The following is an 18,863-nucleotide window of genomic DNA, read 5'->3' on the forward strand; positions in this document are numbered from 1 at the left end:
CGGCATTCCCCGTCCGCGGGGTTCCCCACACGTCAGGGGGTGAGGATGGCGCGCCCCCGGACCCGTCCGGCGTCCAGGTCGTCGATCGCGGACTGGAAGTCGTCCAGCCCGTAATTCTTCGTGTGCAGCGTCACCGCGCCGCGGGCGGCGAGGGCCATCAGGTCGCACAGGTCGTTGTAGGACCCGACGAGGTTCCCGATGATGTTGATCTCCGCGGAGATGATGTCGATCGTGGGGACGTCGATGTTCTCCCCGTACCCCACGACGTGGTAGTCGCCGGCCCGCCGCAGCATCCGCAGCCCTTCCGCGGTCGTGCCGCCCTCGCCGACGAAGTCGACGACGACCTCCGCGCCGCCACCGGTGAGGTCGAGCACCTTCCCGACGTGCTCCCCGTCGGCGACGACTCCGTGGTCCGCGCCGATCTCGGACGCCAGCTCCACGGCGTCCGCCTTGCGGTCGACGACGATGAGCTCGGCCGGGCTGATCGCCTTGAGCACCTGCACGCCGATGTGCCCGAGCCCGCCGGCCCCGATCACCACGCACCGGTCCCGCGGTGTCAGCCGCCGCGCCGCCTTCGCCGCCGCGTGGTAGGCGGTGAGCCCGGCGTCGGCGAACGCCGCCACGTCCGCGGGCTCCAGCGACTCGTCGAGTTTCACGACGCTCCGCGCGGACGTCTTCAGGTAGTCCGCGTACCCGCCGTCGGAGTCGATGCCGGGGAACCTGCTGTTCTCGCAGTGGACGTCGTCCCCGGACCGGCAGGCCCGGCACAGCCCGCACGTGACGAGGGGATGCAGGATCACCTTGTCGCCCTCGGCGACGTTCGTCACCGCCGGCCCGACGGCCTCGACCCACCCGGCGTTCTCGTGCCCGATCGTGTAGGGCAGTTCGACGCCGGACTTCTCGGCCCACTGCCCTTCGAGGATGTGCAGATCCGTCCGGCACACCCCGGCTCCGCCGATCCGGACGACGACGTCCAGCGGCCCGTCCACCCCGGGGATCGGAACGTCCGCCATCCGCAGATCCTGGCCGTATCCGACGACCTGCACAGCTCGCATCAGGTGCTCCTCGTGGACGGGGATTCGTCGACGGAGCCCATACCCACGAACGGCGGGCCTGTTCGGCGCTTCGGCCGCAAAACAAAAACCGCAGATCCCAGGATCTGCGGCCGCGTGTACCCCCGAGCGGATTCGAACCGCCGTTACCGCCTTGAGAGGGCGGCGTCCTAGGCCACTAGACGACGGGGGCCGGACATCCGAGCGATCTCCGCCCGGACCTCGCCAAGCCTACCGGACTCCCACCCCCACCTCGAACCAGTTTCGCCCCCGCCCACGACCGCCGAGCAGCCCACCCCAGGCACCACTGACCGCCGATGGTTCCGCGCGTGACATGGTCCATGCCCGGCCCCACGAAAAAAGCCGCTGGCGCGCACAGCCGACGAGTCGGATATCAAGGCATGGTCTTGCACCCAAAGGCTGCTGCAACGATCTCCGTGCGCGCCTGGATGCGGGTGAAGTCTCTTGGACGTCGCACCCAAAGACTCTGCGCGTACGCCCCAGCCAAAGGTTCGGGCGAAGCCCGAACACCGGGGGTTCCAGGGGGTCGCCCCCTGGAAAGACACTGCGGGCCAAGGCGAAGGTGCCGGAAGGCACCGAGCAGGGGAGCCCGCCATCGGGGGTTCCAGGGGGTCGCCCCCCTGGGAAGACACTGCGGGCCAGAGCGAAGGTGCCCGAAGGGCACCGAGCAGGGGAGCCCGCCACGTACCCCCGAGCGGATTCGAACCGCCGTTACCGCCTTGAGAGGGCGGCGTCCTAGGCCACTAGACGACGGGGGCGTGTGTCCGCGTGCGGCGGACGCAGCTGGGGTACCAGGACTCGAACCTAGACTAAGTGAACCAGAATCACTCGTGCTGCCGATTACACCATACCCCAGTGAGGTACGGGCTTCCGTGCCGTTTCCAGCCCGGTCGCTCGCGCCTCGATGAGAATACAGGACCTTGCGAGAACGGCCAAAACGATTGGCCGGAACGGCGGTCAGCGGGTGAAGTCGGGCGGTCCGATGTGGGTCCGGCCCCAGTCGACGAGGGGGCGCAGGCGCCGCCAGGACGTCCGTACCCGCGTGACGACCTCGCCGGGATCGGCGGTCCACGGGTCGGCGGGCCAGCCGGTGTGGGCGTAGAGGGAGCGGTGCCGCAGCAGGTCGAGGCGCGGGTGGTCGGGGGCGGTGCCGCGGGGGCGGGTCTTGAGGCGGTCGCCGGCGATCTCCATGCCGGCGGACCGGAGGTCGTCCACGATGGCCTGGAGTTCGCCGCCGTAGGTGTCGGACCCGGCGGCCTCGCGGTAGCGGCGGAGCTGGTCGGGGGTGGGCGCGTACATGCCGCCCGCGACCATGAGGCCGTCCGCGTCGATCTGGATGTAGAAGCCCTCTCCGGTGTGGGCGCCCTGGTGCGTCTTGTAAGGAGACTTGTCCTTGCTGAACCGGACGTCCCGGTACGGGCGGAAGAGCTTGACCGCGCCGAACTCCTCTTCGAGTTCGGCGCACAGCTCGGTCAGCGGTTCGCGCACATGCCGCTCGTAGGTCTCCTTGCGGGCCGTCCAGTAGGACTTGCTGTTGTCGGCCAGCAGGCCCTCGTAGAAGGAGAACGCCTCGCCGGTGAAACCGCGGAACGCCATGGCTCAGTCGCGCTCGATGACGCGGTTGGTGAGGCGGCCGATGCCCTCGATGTCGACGGTCACCTCGTCCCCGATCTCCAGCGGGCCGACGCCGGCGGGGGTGCCGGTGAGGATGACGTCGCCGGGCAGCAGGGTCATGACCTGGCTGACGTACTCGACGAGGGTCGGGACGTCGTGCAGGAGCAGGGAGGTGCGGGCGTCCTGGCGGACGTCCCCGTTGACGGCCGTGGAGATGGCCAGGTCGGCGGGGTCGGCCTCGGTCTCGATCCACGGGCCGAGGGGGCAGAACGTGTCGAAGCCCTTGGCCCGCGTCCACTGCCCGTCCTTCTTCTGCAGGTCGCGGGCGGTGACGTCGTTCGCGCAGGTGTAGCCGAGGATGACCTCGGCGGCGCGGGACGCGGGCACCTCGCGGCACATCCGGCCGATGACGACGGCCAGCTCGCCCTCGTAGTCGACGCGGTCGGACAGCTTCCGCGGGTAGGCGATCGCCTCGCCGGGGCCGATCACGGCGGTGGACGGCTTGGAGAAGATCACCGGCTCGGCGGGCGGCTCGCCGCCCATCTCGCGGGCGTGGTCGGCGTAGTTCTTCCCGATCGCGATGATCTTGCTGGGCAGGATCGGCGCGAGCAGCCGGACGTCGGCGAGCGGCAGGCGCTGCCCGGTGAACGTCAGCTCCCCGAACGGGTGGGCCGCGATGACGGCGACGGTGTTCTCCTCCACCACTCCGAAGGACATGCCGTCGTCGGTGGAGAACCTGGCGATACGCATGTTCGAGAGCCTAGTACTCCCGTCAGAAGCCGCACGCCCCGCCGTTCAGCTCGCACCCCTTCGGCGTGGACGCGCGCCCGGCCGCGCCGTACTGGATCTCCCACGTGCCGCCGGGCGGGATCGCCGGGGCGCCGTCGAGGTTCCTGATCTCCACCTTCTCGCCGCCGCGGACGAGCCGCGCGCCCCAGATGTTCTTGACGTCCGCGCCGGGTGCGCGGAACGTCAGCTTCCACGTCTTCATGGGGCGGTCGGTGCGGTTGGTGATGACCATCCTGCCTTCGAAGTACCCCTCGTCCTGCTGGACGAGCTGGTACGTGATCCCCTTGCCCCGCACGAGCGGGCCGATCGGTGCGGTGGTCGCCGGCGGCGGCGTGCCGGGCGCGCCCGGCTGCTGCGCGGGCGGCTGCCCCGCCGCGGGCGCCTCGCTCGGCGCGGGCCCGCCGGGGGTCGGTCCGCCCGTCGGCCCGCCGGCTCCCGCCGGCGCCGACGCGCCAGGCGGCGACGGGGGCGACGACGGGGGCGCCGCGCTCCCGCCGTCCGAACCGCCCCTGGTGAGCAGGAGCGCCACGACCGCCGCGGCGGCGACGAGCAGCACCACGCCGACGGCCCCCACGAGGATCAGCGGGCGCCGGGACCGCCTCGGCGGCGCTCCCCCGGACGGCATCACCGGAGCGGTCGCGCCGTGCTGGGGAGCCGGCCCTGACGGCATCGCGAGCGGGAATGCCGGAGCGCCGGCGTCCGTGGACGCCGACTCGGCCCCGAACTGCTCCGTCCACGGCGTCTCTCCCACCGGCGAGGGCGCCGGCGCCGGCACCGCGCCCTGCGCGAACGCCGCCTCCTCCTCCTGAGGAGGGGCGGGCTCGCCGAGCCGGATGTCGGTGACGGTCGCGGACGCCTTCTCCGGCGCATCGCGGGAGGTCGCGCCCGGGTCGTCCGGAGGGTCCTGGGAGGTCGCCTGCGGGTCGTCTTCGGGGTCGTCGGCCGGAAGGTCGCGGAGGGTGACTTCCGGAGCGTCCTCGGGGTCGTCGGCCGGGAAGTCCTGGACCGTCGCGTCCGCGAGGTCGTCGACGACGGTCGAATCGGCCCCGGTGCCCGCGTCCGGCGCGGCGGCCCGGCCGGGAACGCGGAACTCGGCGGTCGTCTTGTGGTCCGGGGGCACGTACCCGGAGTCCTCGCCGCTCAACTCGTCCACCCTCCGCTGTCGTCGATCTCATGGAGTCCGACGACGGGCGAAGCGGTTCGGTTCAGCCCGAAACCGGGAGGTGTCCGGAATGCGTCAGCCGGCCGGCGCGGGCTCGAGCCCGCGCCGCGCGGCCTGCCGCAGCTGCCGGTTCAGCATGTCGGTGATGAGCTCGATCGCGTCCGGACCGGTCGCGTCGAGGGCGCCGCTCAGCCAGCGGGTGGCCTCGGCGAGCAGTTCCTCGGCCGACTCCCCCTCGGGCCCCGCGTCGGCCATCCGCCCCAGCAGCGCGCCGAGGCGCAGCGCGGCGTCGGCGCTGCCCGACTCGGCGGCCCGGCGGTACCAGCCGGCGGCCTGGTCGAGATCGCCCTCGCGCTCGTAGACCTCGCCGAGCCCGAACGCCATGTCAGCCCAGGTGCCGTCCGTCGGACGCCCAAGGTCCTCGGGAGTCCACGGTCGGACGGGCATAGGATCACTCCGGCAGGTCGGTTCGATGGGACGGCATGCAGGAACGCCACGCATGCCGTGCAGGTCCCCATAGTGGACGCTTCAACCGAAATCCGCCACCGCTTTCGCCGCATTTGGCGAAATTTCTGCGTAACCGTACCGATACCGACGGAAACAACGTCGTTCTTTCGAACGACCGGTTTCAGGCGGCCCGGAAGCGGAGCAGGGCGTCCTCGAACCCGTCGTGTCCTGCGTCGACGGCCCGCACCGCGGCCGGCGCCTCCACCGCCCCGCGCTCCAGCAGGTGCGGGACGGAGCGGGGCTCGGGCAGCACGCCGCCGCCGAGCCGGACGGGATCGCGCAGCACGGTCCGCACACCGGGCTCCCCGGAGACGAACTCGCCGAGCACGAACCCCTCGGATTCGTTCCACACGAGGGCCCGGAGCCCGAGCACGAACGTCGCGTCGCGCGGGTTGGCCGGGTCCAGCCAGACCTTGGAGAGCGGCGCCCCCTGGGCTTGGAGCGCGTCGCCGACGCAGGTGACGTAGCCGCGGATGACATCGACGAAGGGATCCGAGTGAGGCAGGGGCCGAAGGCGGTCGATCACTGATTCATCCCTCTCTTCGAGTTCTTTACGAAGTATGAGGGAAGATGATCCTGTTTGTCCCGTTTGGAAGGGAGAAATCTGGCTGAAGGCAGGCCAAATAGCCCCCTTCGCCACACAACTCCCTTCTCTCTCGTCTCTTCGCGGCTCAGACCGCCCGGGGCGGGGCGGTCCGGGGTACGGCTCGTGCGGCGAGCCGCGAGGCGAACTCCGGCATGAGGTACGAGGCGAGCCAGGGAGCGAGGACCGCGGCGCACGCCCCCGCCGAGTAGAGCGCCGTCAGCCGCCCCGGCGCCCCGGCCCGCCGGCCGAGTTCGGCGGTGATGACCAGGACCGCGGCGCCGGCGACCGCCGCCTGCTCGGCGCCGGCCCACGGCTGCCGCGCCGCCGGCGGCACCGGCGTCAGCTGCAGCACCGGGACGGCCGCCGGGCCGGGCTCGTCCACGACCGGCTCGCCCAGGGCACCGGGCCCGGCCGGTCCGCCGAGGCCGGCCCGCCCGGAGTGCCGCGTGATCCGTTGCTCCGGCGTGCTCGACGCCGCGTCCATCCGGTCTTCCACCTCGAACTCTCCTTAAGGTCAGCGGTCCGCTCCGCGGCGACCGGAGGTCATGTTCTCGGCCCGTTCAGCCCCCGGACGGTGACCAGCGAGGGCCAGCGGCCGGTCTCCACCGGCGCGGGCGGCTCGCTGCGGAGATCCGCGTGCCTCGTCCGGAAGCCGATGCTGACGACGTAGAAGACCGTGGCCAGGAAGAGCGCCGTGGGAACGAGGACCCAAAGCATGATCGGGGTCATGGTTGAACCTCCTCCGGGGAGTTCGCGATATCCCTTACATCCAGAACATCCTGCTGCTAGTGTTGTCAGAGTTTTCAGCTGGTGGGACTTGTCCCAACAAGTTGCTATCCAGCTTGTACCCTCTTTTGGGATTGCAAACACATAGGACGGGAAGAACTTGTTCAGAAGTCCGGTTCTGTGCAATGTTCCGCAGGTACGGCGGTCGGTACGAACCGGGACGGGCAGGCCGGAAGGGAGCGGATCCGATGGCTCGCACGACGCCTCTCCGCTGGCGTGATATCGCCGATGACCTGCGCCGGCGCATCGAATCGGGAGATCTCGCGAGCGAGAAGGGCTCGTCCGAGCGACGGCCGCTGCCTCCCGAGAAGGAGCTGGAGCAGCAGTACCGCGCCTCCCGCAACACCGTCCGAGACGCGCTCGCCTGGCTCCGGCAGCAGGGATACGTCGTCTCCGAACAGGGCAAGGGGACGTTCGTCGTACCCGAGCCCGACATCGTCGACGTCACGCTGCGCGCGGTCGAGCTGGGGCTCGCACCCGGCGCCGTGTCGGACGAGTGGTACAACCGCGACGCCGCCATCCCCGCCGACCGGAACGCGACGGTGTCGCAGGTCAAGGTCGAGATCCAGGAGGGCACCAAGGTCATCGCCCGGTACCTGCGGACGAAGAGCGGCTCGGAGTTCATCTCCCGCCACCAGGAGATCTTCCTCGACGAGAAGCCCTGGGTGCTGCAGACCTCCTTCTATCCGCTGGAGTTCGCCACCAGCGGCGCGTCCCGCCTTCTCCTCCCCCGCGACATCCCCGAGGGGGCCGTGGCCTACCTCGGCGAGGCCCTCGGCTATCGCGAGGTCGGCTTCCACGACGAGATCAGGGCCCGTGTACCGGACGAGAACGAGAAGCGGTTCTTCAGCCTCGGCGAGTCGGCGGCCGGCATCGTCTTCGAAACGGTGCGGACCGCCTACTCGGCCGACGGCAACCCGTTCCGGGTCACCGTGACGGTCTGGCCCGCCAACCGCACACGGCTGCACTACAACGACGGAAAGGTCCCCGACGCCGTCCTCAGGACGCCCGGCCTGGCCCCCAACGACGACTCTCCGCCCACGTCCTCGCCGGACGGCGACGCCGGAAGCGGATAGCCGGCCGCCGCCGACCACGGCGGCCGTCACACACCAGTCCATATGCCCCCCTTCCCGACCGGACGGGAGCCTTCGCGCCCCCGTTCACCCGGCCGGGAGGAGGGGTCTTGATCTTTCCGGAGTCAGGAGCACGTGGATACAGACACCGAGGCCCTTCAACCGAGCAGGGCCGCTCATCCCACCTACCCCATCCGCCTGGCCCGGCCGGACGAGATCGACGTCGTCCTGGGGCTCATCGACCACGCGGCCGAATGGCTGCGGAAGAAGAAGACGACGACGCAGTGGGCCGAGCCGTGGCCCAGTCCGGAAGGCCGGGAGAAGCGGGTCTACGAGGCTCTCGCCAACGGCGAGACCTGGCTCCTGTTCGACAGGGGGCGCGCGATCGGCACCGTCTCCATCAAGACGATGGGTCACGAGGAGCTCTGGACCGCGAAAGAGCGCGAGGTCGAGGCCGTCTACCTGCACCGCCTCGTCGTCCACCGGGACTACGCGGGACTCGGGCTGGGCGCCGAGCTGATCGACTGGGCCGGTCGCGAGGGCGCCTCCCAGCAGCGGAACGCGGCACTCATCCGCATCGACGTCTGGACCGACAACAACGCGCTCCACGACTACTACCGCGGCCTGGGTTTCAGGTACGTCGCGACGCGCCGCACCAAGGACAGGACGCCCTCGGGCGCATTGTTCGAAAGGCCTCTGACCACCGCCCGGCCTGGTCGTCCTCAGCGCATCATTGAGGAAGGAGCCGACCTCTGAGGAACCCCCATGGCACGAACCCCCAAGTACGTCGAGATCGCCCAGGATCTTCAAGGCCGGATCGAGGACGGGAGGCTCGCACCAGGGGAAGCACTGCCAGAGGCGGTGCCTCGCTTCCAGTGATCTCCCGCAAGCCCGACGCGCGGGACGGGCTCTTCAACGCGCTGCGCGAACGCTGACCCAGGGGTCGGCGGGGTCAGACGAAGCGGACGAGCATCAGGTCGCTGTCGGGGGTTTCGCGCCAGTAGAAGGCGCCCGGTTCGCGGGACATCTCTTCGATCTCGCCGGCGATGATCAGGGCGCGGTTGATGCAGTCGGTCTTGTTGTAGCCGGTCAGGTACTGGAGGCGCTGGAGCGCCTGGACGGCCTTGCCGGTCAGGTTGACCGTGACGCGGTCGCTCGTCGGGGCGGTGTCGGCGCGGCGGCCGGGATCCTTCGCGTCCTGGGCCTCGGAGGATGCCCGAGAGTCCGTCATGAGCGCTCACTCCAATCCGGGGCGCGGAGCCCGGCCCACCCCCTGCGTTCCGGCGCCTGACCGGAAGCCTCATCCGGTCAGGCGCCCATACAGCCCTCCGTCAGCAAATCCATGCCGGGTGTACAGCATGCACGACAGAGGTTCCCTCGTCTTCGCCGCCGGAAACCTCCGACAGCTCCTCCTTGCCATCAGGTAAGAAGACGTTCACCATTCTAGCAGCAGTCTTCGTATGGCTTTCGTATGTATTTTGAATGCGGAGTGGGGCACGGACGAACACCGGGAGGCTGCGGGCCCTCCCGGGGGAAGGAAGACTCCGTGAGACTGAACCGCTGGGCGGCGCGGCTGCGGGGGCGCGCGGCGCCCACCGCCGGCTCGGGGCCGGTGAACGCGAAGGTCATGACCCCGGTGACGCTCGGGGCCGTGGTGCTGGGGTACGCGCTGGACGGTCCGGGCACCGCCGCGATCAGCGGCGTCCTGGCCTTCCTCACGCTCCCCGCGGTGGCCGTGACGAACGCGGTCGTCCAGTATCTGAAGGCGGACACGCTGCAGGAGACGTCCGGGCCGCCATCGGCGGCGGTGGCGGTGGCGGTCCCGTCCGGGCCGTCCGCCCTGGCACCGGTCTCCGACCTGGTGGTCTCGCGGGAGGCCCCGACGTTCTGGGACGCGCTGACCCCCGTGGAGCGGCGCGACTTCATCGCGCGGGCCCGCCGGCATCTGTACCGCGCGGAAGACGTGCTGTGCCGGGAGGGCGGCGTCGCGGGCGAGGTCGTGGTGATCCTGTCCGGGTGGACGCGGGTGTGGGTCTGGGAGGGGCCCGAGCAGCGGATCATCGCGTTCCGCGGCGCCGGGGAGCTGGTCGGGGAGCGTGCGGCGCTGATGATCCGGGACCGGTCCGCCACCGTGACGGCCGACGGCGACGTCCAGGCGCTCCGGATCGACGCCCACGACTTCGGCGCCTTCCTGGACGCGCACCCGCGCGTGCGGGGCGTCCTGGAGCAGCAGGTCTACCGGCGGCAGATCGAGAAGCCCGGCTTCCAGGCCGTGCGGGGCAACTGCTCGATCCTCATCACCGACATCACCCGGTTCAGCTCGCCGGTGCGCACCGACGCCGACCGCGGGTACGTCCTGGGCGCGATGTACGACCTGATGGGCGAGGCGTTCACCGCGTCCGGCCTCGACTTCGGCCGCCTCTACCAGGAGGACCGCGGCGACGGCGCGCTCGTCGTCGTCCCGCCGACCACGCCGACCGACAAGGTCGTCGACCCGATGCTCGCGCACCTGGCGGCGTCGCTGCGGCGGCACAACCGGCGCGCCGCCGAGGCGACCCGGCTGCAGCTGCGGGCCGCGCTGCACGTCGGTCCCGTGCAGCGCGGCCCGAAGGGCGTGGCCGGCGGCTCCATCATCACGACGCGGCGGATGGTGGACGCCCCGGCGGTGAAGCGGCGCGTCGCCGAGACGGGCGCCGACCTGGCGTTCGTCACGTCCGACTTCGTGTACGACACGGTGATCAGGCCCGCCCCGGGGCTGATCGACCCGAGCCGCTACTCGCGGGTCCGGGTCAGGGTGAAGGAGGCGTCGCTGTCGGCGTGGCTGATGCTGGAGGGCGGCGCGTCCCGGCTCCGCGCCGTGTGACGGTCAGGACTCCGCGACCAGATCCTGGTAATCGGGGTGCTTGCCGATCCACTTCTTGATGAACGGGCACACGGGGACGACCGAGCCGCCCTTGCCGCGGATGTCGTCCAGCGTGCCGCGGGCCAGCGAACTCCCCACGCCCTTCCCCTCGAACGCCGGGTCGACCTCCGTATGGATGAGGACGACGGCGTCGCCCTCCCGCTCGTATTCGACGAAGCCGGCCAGGTCGCCGTCCACCCTGATCTCGTAGCGGCTCTTCTCGGCGTTGTCGGTGATCTCGGTGCTCATGCCCGGGTAAATGCCCAGCGGGCGCGAGAGATTCCCGGTCAGCCCGCGTCGTAGCCGGCGCGGAGCAGGCAGTACGTGACGGCCTCCTCCAGGGCCTGCCAGGACGCGGCGATGACGTTGTCCTCGACGCCGACGGTGCCCCACTCGCGCTCGCCGTCGCCGGACTCGATCAGCACCCGTGTCCGCGCGTCCGTGCCGTGCGCCCCCTCCAGGATGCGGACCTTGTAGTCGACCAGCTCCAGCCGCGCCAGCTCCGGGTAGAGCCGACCGAGCGCGATGCGCAGCGCGTTGTCGAGGGCGTTGACGGGGCCGTTGCCCTCGCCGGTCGCGATGATCCGCTCGCCCTTGGCGTGCAGCTTGACGGTCGCCTCGCTGACCATGGAGCCGTCCGGGCGGCGCTCCACGATCGACCGCCACGACTCGACCTCGAAGTGCCGCTGCCGGACGCCGGTCAGCTCCTCGCGCAGCAGCAGCTCGAACGAGGCGTCGGCGGCCTCGAAGGTGTAGCCGGTGTTCTCCAGCTCCTTGACCCTGGCGACGACGGCCTTGGCCTTCTCGCCGGACAGGTCGTAGCCCAGCTCGCGGCCCTTCAGCTCGACCGACGCGCGCCCGGCCATGCTCGACACCAGCATCCGCATGTCGTTGCCGACGGCGGCGGGGTCGATGTGCTGGTACAGGTCTGGGTCGACCTTGACCGCGGACGCGTGCAGCCCCGCCTTGTGCGCGAACGCGGACACGCCCACGTACGGCTGCTGCGAGCCGGGAGCGATGTTGGTGACCTCCGACACGGCGTGCGCGATCCGGGTCATCTCGGCGAGCTGCGCGTCCGACACGAGGCTCATGCCCCGCTTGAGCTGCAGGTTACCGACGACGGTGAACAGGTTGGCGTTGCCGCTGCGCTCCCCGTACCCGTTCGCGCAGCCCTGCACGTGCGTGGCGCCGGCCTTCACCGCGGCGAGCGTGTTCGCGACCGCGCAGCCGGAGTCGTCGTGGCAGTGGATGCCGACCCGGACCCCGTACCCGACGACCTCGTGGACGACCTCGGCCAGCTCGTCCGGCAGCATGCCGCCGTTGGTGTCGCAGAGCGCGACGACGTCCGCGCCCGCCTCGGCGGCGGTGCGGACGGCCTCCAGCGCGTAGGCGCGGTTGGCCTTGTAGCCGTCGAAGAAGTGCTCCGCGTCCAGGAAGACCCGTTGGCCCTCCGCACGCAGGTGGGAGACCGTGTCGCGGATCATCGCGAGGTTCTCCTCCAGGGTGGTGCGGAGGGCCAGCTCGACGTGCCTGTCGTGGCTCTTGGCGACCAGGGTCACGACGGACGCGCCGGATTCGCGCAGGGCGGCGACCTGGGGGTCGTCGGCCGCCTTCACCCCGGCCCGGCGGGTCGCGCCGAACGCGGTGAGCTGCGCGTGCCTCAGGTCGAGCTCGGTTCGAGCCCGCCTGAAGAACTCGGTGTCCTTGGGGTTGGCGCCCGGCCAGCCTCCCTCGATGAAGCCGACGCCGAGGTCGTCGAGATGCCGCGCGATCGCGAGCTTGTCGGGCACGGAGAGGTTGAGCCCCTCCTGCTGCGCCCCGTCGCGCAGGGTGGTGTCGTAGACGTGGAACGCGTCGCGTTGCATTGGTGAGAACCCCCAGAGGGTGGCGCCAGGGCACAAAAAAACCTCTCACGGACGTGAGAGGTCTGCGCGCCGGCGTTGTCCCGTTAGCTGCCGGCGCGCCAGCCGATAATGACGAGGCTGTTGCGCATGATGCTCTCAGTCTGCCACACGCTTCGCGCGCCTGGGACATCCGTCTCAGATCCTGAGACGGGACGGCCCCGGCGCACGGTGCGCCGGGGCTCGCGAACCCGCAGGTCAGATGATTTTGTGGACCCAGCCGTAGGGGTCGGAACGGGTGCCGTACTGAATGCCGACCAGCTCCTCGCGGAGCCGCATCGAGATCTCGCCGGGCTCGCCGTCCCCGATCGTCCACTCCCGGTCCCGGCCCTTGACCCGGCCGACCGGGCTGATGATCGCGGCGGTGCCGCAGCCGAACACCTCGGTGATCTCGCCGGACGCGCAGCCCTCCTGCCACTCGTCGATGCTGATCTTGCCCTCCTCGGCGGGGATGCCGAGGTCCGGGGCCAGCTTCAGCATCGAGTCGCGGGTGACGCCGGCGAGCAGCGTCCCGGTGAGCGCGGGCGTGAGCAGCCGAGCCTGGGAGCCGGACCCGTAGACGAACATCAGGTTCATCGAGCCGACCTCCTCGACCCAGCGGTGCTCCACCGCGTCGAGCCAGACGACCTGGTCGCAGCCCTGCGCGACGGCCTCGGCCTGCCCGGCGAACGAGGCCGCGTAGTTGCCGCCGAACTTGGCCTCGCCGGTGCCGCCGGGCGCCGCGCGGGTGTAGTCCTGCGACAGCCAGACCGTGACCGGCTTGATGCCGCGCGGGTAGTACAGCCCGGACGGCGACGCGATGACCATGAACAGGAACTCGTTCGCCGGGCTGTTGACGCCGAGGGCGCGGGTCGTGGCGAACATGAACGGGCGCAGGTAGAGGCTGTGGCCCTCGGCGTCGGGGACCCAGTCCTTGTCCGTCCGGACGAGCAGTTCGATCGCGTCCACGAACAGCTGCTCGGGGATCTCCGGCATCGCCATCCGCTTCGCCGACCGGTTCATCCGGGCCGCGTTCATGTACGGGCGGAAGGTGACGATCGACCCGTCCGGCTGCTTGTAGGCCTTGAGACCCTCGAAGAGCTCCTGGGCGTAGTGGAACACCTGCGAGGCAGGGTCCATCGGGATCGGCCCGTACGGTTCGAGTTTCGCGTCGTGCCAGCCGCGCTCCGCCGAGTACCTGATCGTGATCATGTGATCGGTGAAGTGCCGGCCGAAGCCGGGGTCGGCCAGGATCGCCGCGCGTTCGTCGGCGCTCGCGGGCCGCTCGGTGCGCGTGATCTCGAACTCCAGGGTGTCGCTCATCGCGGTTCGTCCTCTCGCGGATCGCCGGGCGGCCCCATCGCCGCTGTGGCTTCCTTAGTCCCTATTGTCGTACTTCGTCTAGTCCTGCTCCTCCACGCGGCGCATACGGAAGACCGGGCGCGCCGCGAGGGGCACACCCGGTCCGGCCGGACAGGCGGCGTGCCCTATCCGGATACTCGCTTGGCGATCGCGTCGCCGATCTGGGACGTGGAGCGGGCGCCGAGCCCGGCGCGCTCCGCCAGGTCGTCCGAGACGGCCTGCTCGACGCGGCGGGCGGCGTCGCCCTCGCCGACGTGGTCGAGCAGCATCGCGACGGACAGGATCGTGGCGGTCGGGTCGGCCTTGCCCTGCCCGGCGATGTCGGGCGCGCTGCCGTGCACCGGCTCGAACATCGACGGGGCGGTGCGGTCGGGGTTGACGTTGCCGGACGCGGCGAGCCCGATCCCGCCCGCGATGGCGGCGCCGATGTCGGTGATGATGTCGCCGAACAGGTTGTCGGTGACGACCACGTCGAACCGCTGCGGCTGGTTGACGAAGAACATGGTGGCCGCGTCGACGTGGACGTAGTCCGTGGCGACCTGCGGGTACTCCTCGCCGACCCGCTTGAGGACCCGCTGGTAGAGGTCGCCGGCGAACGTCAGGACGTTGTCCTTGTGGACCAGCGTGAGCTTCCGGCGCGGGCGGGACGCCGCGACCTCGAACGCGTACCGGACGACCCTCTCGACCCCGTACGCGGTGTTCACGCTCTCCTGCGTGGCGACCTCGTGCGGCGTGCCCTTGCGCAGCACGCCCCCGACGCCCGTGTACGGCCCTTCCGTCCCCTCCCGGACGACCACCATGTCGATGTCATCGGCGGTCACGCCGGCCAGCGGCGTCTCGACGCCTGGGAACAGCTTCACCGGCCGCAGGTTGACGTAGTGGTCGAGCTCGAACCGGGCGCGCAGCAGCAGCCCGCGCTCCAGCGTCCCGCTGGGCACGCTGGGGTCGCCGACCGCGCCGAGCAGGATGACCTCCTGCTCGCGCAGCTCGGCCAGCACCGAGTCGGGCAGCGTCTCCCCCGTCCGGTGCCAGCGCGCGGCGCCGAGGTCGTAGGTGGTCTGCTCGAACGTGAAGTCGCCGGACACGGCGTCGAGGACCTTGAGGCCCTCGGCGACCACCTCGGGGCCGATCCCGTCGCCGGGGATGACGGCCAGACGAATGCTGCGCGAAGCCATGCGCGCACTCTACTGCAAACGTCTCAGTGCGTGGGCTCTCGTCTCACGATCCGGGCAAGAGTCCGCAATCCCCGCACATCCCGCCTCCGGGCACCCGGTAGTACAGGCAGCAGCTCTTCCGGACGAACCCGTCCGGCCCGAACTCCCCCGTCCCGGCCAGCGGCTCCCGCGCCAGCAGCGCCCGCACCAGCGCGGCCCGCGCGGGGTCGGCCGGCCCCACGTTCAGGCTGCCGGCCAGCGCGGAGGCCGCGTTGCCCCAGACGAGACCGTCCGCGAGGTTCACGAAGCCGGCCATGGTCTCTTGCAGGGGCCGGAGATGCCCGTCCACCACCATGGGGTGCACGAGCCCGGCGGCCTCGGCGGCGCCTTCGACCCGCCGTCCACCGGGCTCCGCGAGCCCCAGCGCGATCGGCTCGCCCGGCGCCCACCGCCACCGCAACCCGCTCACGTCGGGGACGATGCCGACCGCCGCCGCGGCGACGACGGGCGACCACAGCCGCGCCGCGAGCCCTTGGAACACCAGGGAGGCCGCGACCCGCCGCTCCCCCGTCCCGAGCCGCTCTGCGTAATCCCCTGTCAGCGCGCGCAACCGCGTGGTGTCGCCGCCGAACGGCCGCCACTCGGGCCCGTCGAGCCCCGCGGTGATGATCTCGAAGTACGGCCCGAGCCGGGCGAGGTCCCGCAGCACCCCCGCGACCTCGGCAGGGGTGACGTCGACCGGCATAAGCCTCAGTGTCACATGCCCGACAGGGCGCTGAGCGGCGAGCGCGGCCGGGCCGGCGCGACGACGCCAGCCGCCGGCCCGGCCGCACGACCACCTCGATCGTCGCGATCGCGTCCGGAGGCGGGTTCGGGCCTGCGAGAACCCGATCGCGGGGCGGACGGCTAGTCGGCGCGCCGGTCCAGGGCGGTCTGCAGGGCGCGGGCGGCTTCCTCTTCGGCGTCGTCCGCGGGCGCGTTGGTCCAGGTCTCGTTCATGGGAATGCTCCAGATTCGCTGAGCTGTGGCGAGAGGGCGGCCGGACGGGCGTTGTTCGCGCGATCCGGCTGGACATCGGACTCACGGCCAGGCAGAGCCTCCGCAGCGGGTGCCGGCCTGCCGATGATCAGGCCCCGCTGCGGCAGCGAAGGATTACCACGAAGCGCCGCATGACTACCTGCGAGATTACCCCCGGTCCGGCGGGGTTGTCCCGACCCGTGGCCGGGAATCTCGTCATTTGAGACAGGTTTGGGGTGGCGTACGTCACGGGCGGGCGCACCGGAAGCGCGCCCGCCCGTGACGGAAGGGGTCTCAGCCCGCGGGGTCAGCCGTCGAGGTCGACGCGGCGGCCCATGTCGGCGCCGACCTCCCGGGTGATGGCGTCGACGAGCTGCGGGGAGATGGCCGAGTCGACGGTGAGCGCGATCAGCGCCTTGCCGCCCTTGACGTCCCGGCCGACCTGCATGCCGGCGATGTTGACCTGCTCGTCGCCGAGCAGCTTGCCGACGGCGCCGACGATGCCGGGGCGGTCGACGTAGGAGAAGAACGCCATGTGCTCGGTCGGGACGAGCTCCATGTTGTAGCCGTTGATCTCGATGATCCGCTCGGCGTGCTTGGGGCCGGTGAGCGTGCCGGAGACCGAGACGACCTCGCCGTCGGCCATGGTGCCGCGGACCTGCACGACGTTGCGCCAGTCGGGGCTGTCCTCGGAGGTGGTGAGGGTGACCTCGACGCCGCGGTCGCGGGCGAGGAGGGGGGCGTTGACGAACGTCACGGCCTCCTCGATGACGTCCACGAAGACGCCCTTGAGCGCGGCGAGTTCGAGGACCTTCACGTCGTGCTCGGCGATCTCCCCGCGGACGACGACGTCGAGGCGGACGGGGACGCCGCCGGCGAGGGCGGTGAAGATGCGGCCGAGCTTCTCGGCGAGCGGCAGGCCGGGCTTGACGTCCTCGGCGACGGCGCCGCCCTGGACGTTGACGGCGTCCGGCACGAACTCGCCGGACAGGGCCAGCTTCACCGAGCGGGCGACCTGGGTGCCCGCCTTCTCCTGCGCCTCGTGGGTGCTGGCGCCGAGGTGCGGGGTGACGACGACGTTGTCGTGGTGGAACAGCGGGCTCTCGGTGCACGGCTCGGTGCTGAACACGTCGATGCCGGCGCCGGCGACCCGGCCGTCCTTGATCGCGAGGTCGAGGGCCTCCTCGTCGACGATCCCGCCGCGGGCGGCGTTGACGATCCGCACGGACGGCTTGACCTGCTGCAGCTCGCGGTCGCCGATGAGGCCGAGGGTCTCGGGCGTCTTCGGCAGGTGGACGGTGATGAAGTCGCTCTCGCGGAGCAGCTCCTCCAGCGTGACGAGCTTCACGCCGAGCTGCGCGGCGCGGGCCGCCTGCACGTACGGGTCGTAGGCGATCACGTTCATGTCGAAGGCGGCGAGGCGCTGCGCGACGAGCACGCCGATGCGGCCGAGGCCGAGCACGCCGACGGTCTTGCCCTGCAGCTCGACGCCGGTGTACTTCGAGCGCTTCCACTCGCCCCGCTTGAGCGCGGCGTGGCCCTGCGGCACGTTGCGCGCGGTGGCGAGGAGCAGCGCGATCGCGTGCTCGGCGGCGGTGACGATGTTGGACGTGGGCGCGTTGACCACCATGACGCCGGCCTTGGTGGCGGCCTCCACGTCGACGTTGTCGAGGCCGACGCCGGCGCGGGCCACGACCCGCAGCTTTTTGGCGTGCTGGAAGACCTCGGCGGTGACCTTGGTGGCGCTCCGCACGATCAGCGCGTCGACGTCGGCGACGGCCGGGAGCAGCTGCTCGCGGTCGCTGCCGTCGGCGTGCCGGACGTCGAAGTCGTTCTCCAGCACGGCGATGCCGGCGGGCGAGAGTTCTTCAGCGACGAGGACGACGGGCTTGCTCAAGGGAAAACAGTCCTTCGGAATGTGAGAGTGGTGTGTGCTGCGTGCAGGTGAAGTCGCGAGTCACCTCGTCGTGGCCCTCGCCCCCGGCAGCCGAGTCTATAACCCGCCGGCCGCGGCGGTTCGCGGCAGGGAGAGACTCACCGGTAACTACCGCTCCGGCCGGATGCGCCCCGTATGTCAGGCCGCGTTCGGTTCCGGCACGGCGGCGAGCACGGTGGCCACCCGCTCGGCGTCGGCGAGGTGGATGTGCGGGACGTCCACGAACACCCGCAGCGGCCCGGCGGGCAGCCCCAGCTCCTCGGCGACGCCCAGCTGCACCTCCCGCAGCGGGATGTACATCAGGTAGCCCCGGTGGACGTTCTGCGACCGGAACATCGCCGTCATGATCAGCCGGTAGCCGCGGATGCGGAACGACAGCGCGGTGAGGGCGGGCAGCCCGTCCGCCGGCTCGCCCGGGATCGTCAGCGAGATCCACGCGCTCGTGGTCCACGGCCTGGCCCGCAGCAGGTCCACCACCCAGCGGATCTGGTCGTGCCCGCCGAGGTCGTGCAGCCGCGGCCAGTACCGCCCGCGGACGACCCGCCGGGTGCGCTCCTGGGCCCGCCGGACCAGCCGCGCCCGGTCGCCGTGCTCGTGGAGGAGGGGGTCCTCCCAGCTCAGCGAGTTGATCTCGAACACCAGCGGGGGCCCCTCGATGATGGGCCCGCCGTCCTCCAGCCCCGCCTCGCCGGCCGCCCACACGTGCCGGAGCACGCCGATCCACGCCTGCCCGCACGTCTCCCAGCGCCGGACGTCCTTGTCCCCTTGCGCCGGCATGTCATGACTCCGCACCGTAATTCAGAGATTTACCTGCCCGCGGCAATGCCGCACCGGAAGGGAATTCCGCGCCGTCCCCGGCCGGTGACCTTCCGTCGTCCTCGATCAGCCTCGCCCAACTCATGCACACTGCCCCAAGACCCGCCACGGCAGCGGTCACAGGGTGTTCGTGCAGGTTCGACCCGCACGGGCCGCGGCCGTCACGGCTTTCTTCAAGTATCAGGCAACGTACCCGAAAACGATAG

Annotated in this window: 19 protein-coding genes and 3 tRNA genes; 3 read left to right on the top strand and 19 right to left on the bottom strand. The window is 71.0% G+C overall.

Features of this window, described 5'->3' with window-relative positions; translation table 11 throughout:
* Positions 1 to 32: 32 nt before the first annotated feature.
* From ABTW95_RS16155 to ABTW95_RS16205, 11 genes are all read right to left on the bottom strand, one after another.
* Positions 33 to 1,055: an NAD(P)-dependent alcohol dehydrogenase gene (locus tag ABTW95_RS16155; protein WP_500226658.1), complete on the bottom strand. Its 1,023-nt coding sequence runs from the start codon at positions 1,053 to 1,055 to the stop codon at positions 33 to 35.
* Positions 1,056 to 1,172: 117 nt separating this feature from the next.
* Positions 1,173 to 1,245, bottom strand: a tRNA-Glu gene (locus ABTW95_RS16160).
* Between the two features lie 513 nt (positions 1,246 to 1,758).
* Positions 1,759 to 1,831 (bottom strand) — tRNA-Glu (locus ABTW95_RS16165).
* Between the two features lie 25 nt (positions 1,832 to 1,856).
* Positions 1,857 to 1,928, bottom strand: a tRNA-Gln gene (locus tag ABTW95_RS16170).
* Positions 1,929 to 2,030: 102 nt separating this feature from the next.
* Entirely contained in the window at positions 2,031 to 2,669 is a 639-nt protein-coding gene (locus ABTW95_RS16175; RefSeq protein WP_396452494.1) for a DUF2461 domain-containing protein, read from the bottom strand.
* A gap of 3 nt (positions 2,670 to 2,672) precedes the next feature.
* Positions 2,673 to 3,437, bottom strand: a complete 765-nt coding sequence (locus ABTW95_RS16180) for a fumarylacetoacetate hydrolase family protein (protein ID WP_396452492.1) — start codon at positions 3,435 to 3,437, stop codon at positions 2,673 to 2,675.
* A gap of 22 nt (positions 3,438 to 3,459) precedes the next feature.
* Positions 3,460 to 4,620, bottom strand: coding sequence for a cellulose binding domain-containing protein (locus ABTW95_RS16185; RefSeq protein ID WP_500226659.1), 1,161 nt, complete (start codon positions 4,618 to 4,620; stop codon positions 3,460 to 3,462).
* A 93-nt stretch (positions 4,621 to 4,713) separates the two neighbouring features.
* Positions 4,714 to 5,022 carry a hypothetical protein gene (locus ABTW95_RS16190; RefSeq protein WP_396452489.1) on the bottom strand — a complete coding sequence of 103 codons (309 nt, stop codon included), beginning with the start codon at positions 5,020 to 5,022 and terminating at the stop codon, positions 4,714 to 4,716.
* A gap of 244 nt (positions 5,023 to 5,266) precedes the next feature.
* On the bottom strand, positions 5,267 to 5,671 hold the full coding sequence (locus ABTW95_RS16195; RefSeq protein ID WP_396453726.1) for a DUF6292 family protein: 405 nt from the start codon (positions 5,669 to 5,671) through the stop codon (positions 5,267 to 5,269).
* 145 nt (positions 5,672 to 5,816) lie between these two features.
* Positions 5,817 to 6,227, bottom strand: coding sequence for a hypothetical protein (locus tag ABTW95_RS16200; protein ID WP_396453222.1), 411 nt, complete (start codon positions 6,225 to 6,227; stop codon positions 5,817 to 5,819).
* Between the two features lie 47 nt (positions 6,228 to 6,274).
* Complete coding sequence (locus tag ABTW95_RS16205; RefSeq protein WP_396453224.1) at positions 6,275 to 6,460, bottom strand: hypothetical protein; 186 nt, start codon at positions 6,458 to 6,460, stop codon at positions 6,275 to 6,277.
* A 245-nt stretch (positions 6,461 to 6,705) separates the two neighbouring features.
* Between ABTW95_RS16205 and ABTW95_RS16210 the strand changes: the two genes are divergently transcribed.
* Complete coding sequence (locus tag ABTW95_RS16210) at positions 6,706 to 7,593, top strand: GntR family transcriptional regulator (RefSeq protein WP_396453226.1); 888 nt, start codon at positions 6,706 to 6,708, stop codon at positions 7,591 to 7,593.
* Between the two features lie 132 nt (positions 7,594 to 7,725).
* On the top strand, positions 7,726 to 8,346 hold the full coding sequence (locus ABTW95_RS16215) for a GNAT family N-acetyltransferase (protein WP_396453228.1): 621 nt from the start codon (positions 7,726 to 7,728) through the stop codon (positions 8,344 to 8,346).
* 196 nt (positions 8,347 to 8,542) lie between these two features.
* On the opposite strand, the gene ABTW95_RS16220 is transcribed toward ABTW95_RS16215, so the two are convergent.
* Positions 8,543 to 8,821, bottom strand: a complete 279-nt coding sequence (locus ABTW95_RS16220; RefSeq protein ID WP_396449257.1) for a hypothetical protein — start codon at positions 8,819 to 8,821, stop codon at positions 8,543 to 8,545.
* A 315-nt stretch (positions 8,822 to 9,136) separates the two neighbouring features.
* Here ABTW95_RS16220 and ABTW95_RS16225 point away from each other — a divergent pair, with 315 nt between their 5' ends.
* Complete coding sequence (locus ABTW95_RS16225; protein ID WP_500226660.1) at positions 9,137 to 10,453, top strand: Crp/Fnr family transcriptional regulator; 1,317 nt, start codon at positions 9,137 to 9,139, stop codon at positions 10,451 to 10,453.
* A 3-nt stretch (positions 10,454 to 10,456) separates the two neighbouring features.
* Here ABTW95_RS16225 and ABTW95_RS16230 read toward each other — a convergent pair whose 3' ends face one another.
* The 7 genes from ABTW95_RS16230 to ABTW95_RS16260 form a co-directional block, all read right to left on the bottom strand.
* Positions 10,457 to 10,741 carry a GNAT family N-acetyltransferase gene (locus ABTW95_RS16230; RefSeq protein WP_396449259.1) on the bottom strand — a complete coding sequence of 95 codons (285 nt, stop codon included), beginning with the start codon at positions 10,739 to 10,741 and terminating at the stop codon, positions 10,457 to 10,459.
* Between the two features lie 38 nt (positions 10,742 to 10,779).
* A complete protein-coding gene (gene cimA, locus ABTW95_RS16235) occupies positions 10,780 to 12,357 on the bottom strand; it encodes a citramalate synthase (RefSeq protein WP_396449260.1) in 1,578 nt (525 codons plus the stop codon).
* 234 nt (positions 12,358 to 12,591) lie between these two features.
* Positions 12,592 to 13,695 carry a branched-chain amino acid aminotransferase gene (locus ABTW95_RS16240; RefSeq protein ID WP_396449261.1) on the bottom strand — a complete coding sequence of 368 codons (1,104 nt, stop codon included), beginning with the start codon at positions 13,693 to 13,695 and terminating at the stop codon, positions 12,592 to 12,594.
* A gap of 164 nt (positions 13,696 to 13,859) precedes the next feature.
* Complete coding sequence (locus ABTW95_RS16245) at positions 13,860 to 14,909, bottom strand: 3-isopropylmalate dehydrogenase (RefSeq protein WP_396449262.1); 1,050 nt, start codon at positions 14,907 to 14,909, stop codon at positions 13,860 to 13,862.
* A gap of 43 nt (positions 14,910 to 14,952) precedes the next feature.
* Complete coding sequence (locus ABTW95_RS16250) at positions 14,953 to 15,633, bottom strand: (2Fe-2S)-binding protein (RefSeq protein WP_396449263.1); 681 nt, start codon at positions 15,631 to 15,633, stop codon at positions 14,953 to 14,955.
* A 579-nt stretch (positions 15,634 to 16,212) separates the two neighbouring features.
* Positions 16,213 to 17,802 carry a phosphoglycerate dehydrogenase gene (serA, locus tag ABTW95_RS16255; RefSeq protein WP_396449264.1) on the bottom strand — a complete coding sequence of 530 codons (1,590 nt, stop codon included), beginning with the start codon at positions 17,800 to 17,802 and terminating at the stop codon, positions 16,213 to 16,215.
* 177 nt (positions 17,803 to 17,979) lie between these two features.
* Positions 17,980 to 18,618, bottom strand: coding sequence for a thymidylate synthase family protein (locus tag ABTW95_RS16260; RefSeq protein ID WP_396449265.1), 639 nt, complete (start codon positions 18,616 to 18,618; stop codon positions 17,980 to 17,982).
* Positions 18,619 to 18,863: the final 245 nt, after the last annotated feature.

The organism is Spirillospora sp. NPDC127506, assembly GCF_040302145.1.
GTDB lineage: Bacteria > Actinomycetota > Actinomycetes > Streptosporangiales > Streptosporangiaceae > Spirillospora.

Excerpts from the sequence above, each read along its gene's own strand:
- ABTW95_RS16155 (WP_500226658.1), bottom strand. The coding sequence starts at position 1,055 with ATGCGAGCTGTGCAGGTCGTCGGATACGGCCAGGATCTGCGGATGGCG.
- ABTW95_RS16175 (WP_396452494.1), bottom strand. The coding sequence starts at position 2,669 with ATGGCGTTCCGCGGTTTCACCGGCGAGGCGTTCTCCTTCTACGAGGGC.
- ABTW95_RS16180 (WP_396452492.1), bottom strand. The coding sequence starts at position 3,437 with ATGCGTATCGCCAGGTTCTCCACCGACGACGGCATGTCCTTCGGAGTG.
- ABTW95_RS16190 (WP_396452489.1), bottom strand. The coding sequence starts at position 5,022 with ATGGCGTTCGGGCTCGGCGAGGTCTACGAGCGCGAGGGCGATCTCGAC.
- ABTW95_RS16205 (WP_396453224.1), bottom strand. The coding sequence starts at position 6,460 with ATGACCCCGATCATGCTTTGGGTCCTCGTTCCCACGGCGCTCTTCCTG.
- ABTW95_RS16210 (WP_396453226.1), top strand. The coding sequence starts at position 6,706 with ATGGCTCGCACGACGCCTCTCCGCTGGCGTGATATCGCCGATGACCTG.
- ABTW95_RS16220 (WP_396449257.1), bottom strand. The coding sequence starts at position 8,821 with ATGACGGACTCTCGGGCATCCTCCGAGGCCCAGGACGCGAAGGATCCC.
- ABTW95_RS16230 (WP_396449259.1), bottom strand. The coding sequence starts at position 10,741 with ATGAGCACCGAGATCACCGACAACGCCGAGAAGAGCCGCTACGAGATC.
- cimA (WP_396449260.1), bottom strand. The coding sequence starts at position 12,357 with ATGCAACGCGACGCGTTCCACGTCTACGACACCACCCTGCGCGACGGG.
- ABTW95_RS16240 (WP_396449261.1), bottom strand. The coding sequence starts at position 13,695 with ATGAGCGACACCCTGGAGTTCGAGATCACGCGCACCGAGCGGCCCGCG.
- ABTW95_RS16245 (WP_396449262.1), bottom strand. The coding sequence starts at position 14,909 with ATGGCTTCGCGCAGCATTCGTCTGGCCGTCATCCCCGGCGACGGGATC.
- ABTW95_RS16250 (WP_396449263.1), bottom strand. The coding sequence starts at position 15,633 with ATGCCGGTCGACGTCACCCCTGCCGAGGTCGCGGGGGTGCTGCGGGAC.
- ABTW95_RS16260 (WP_396449265.1), bottom strand. The coding sequence starts at position 18,618 with ATGCCGGCGCAAGGGGACAAGGACGTCCGGCGCTGGGAGACGTGCGGG.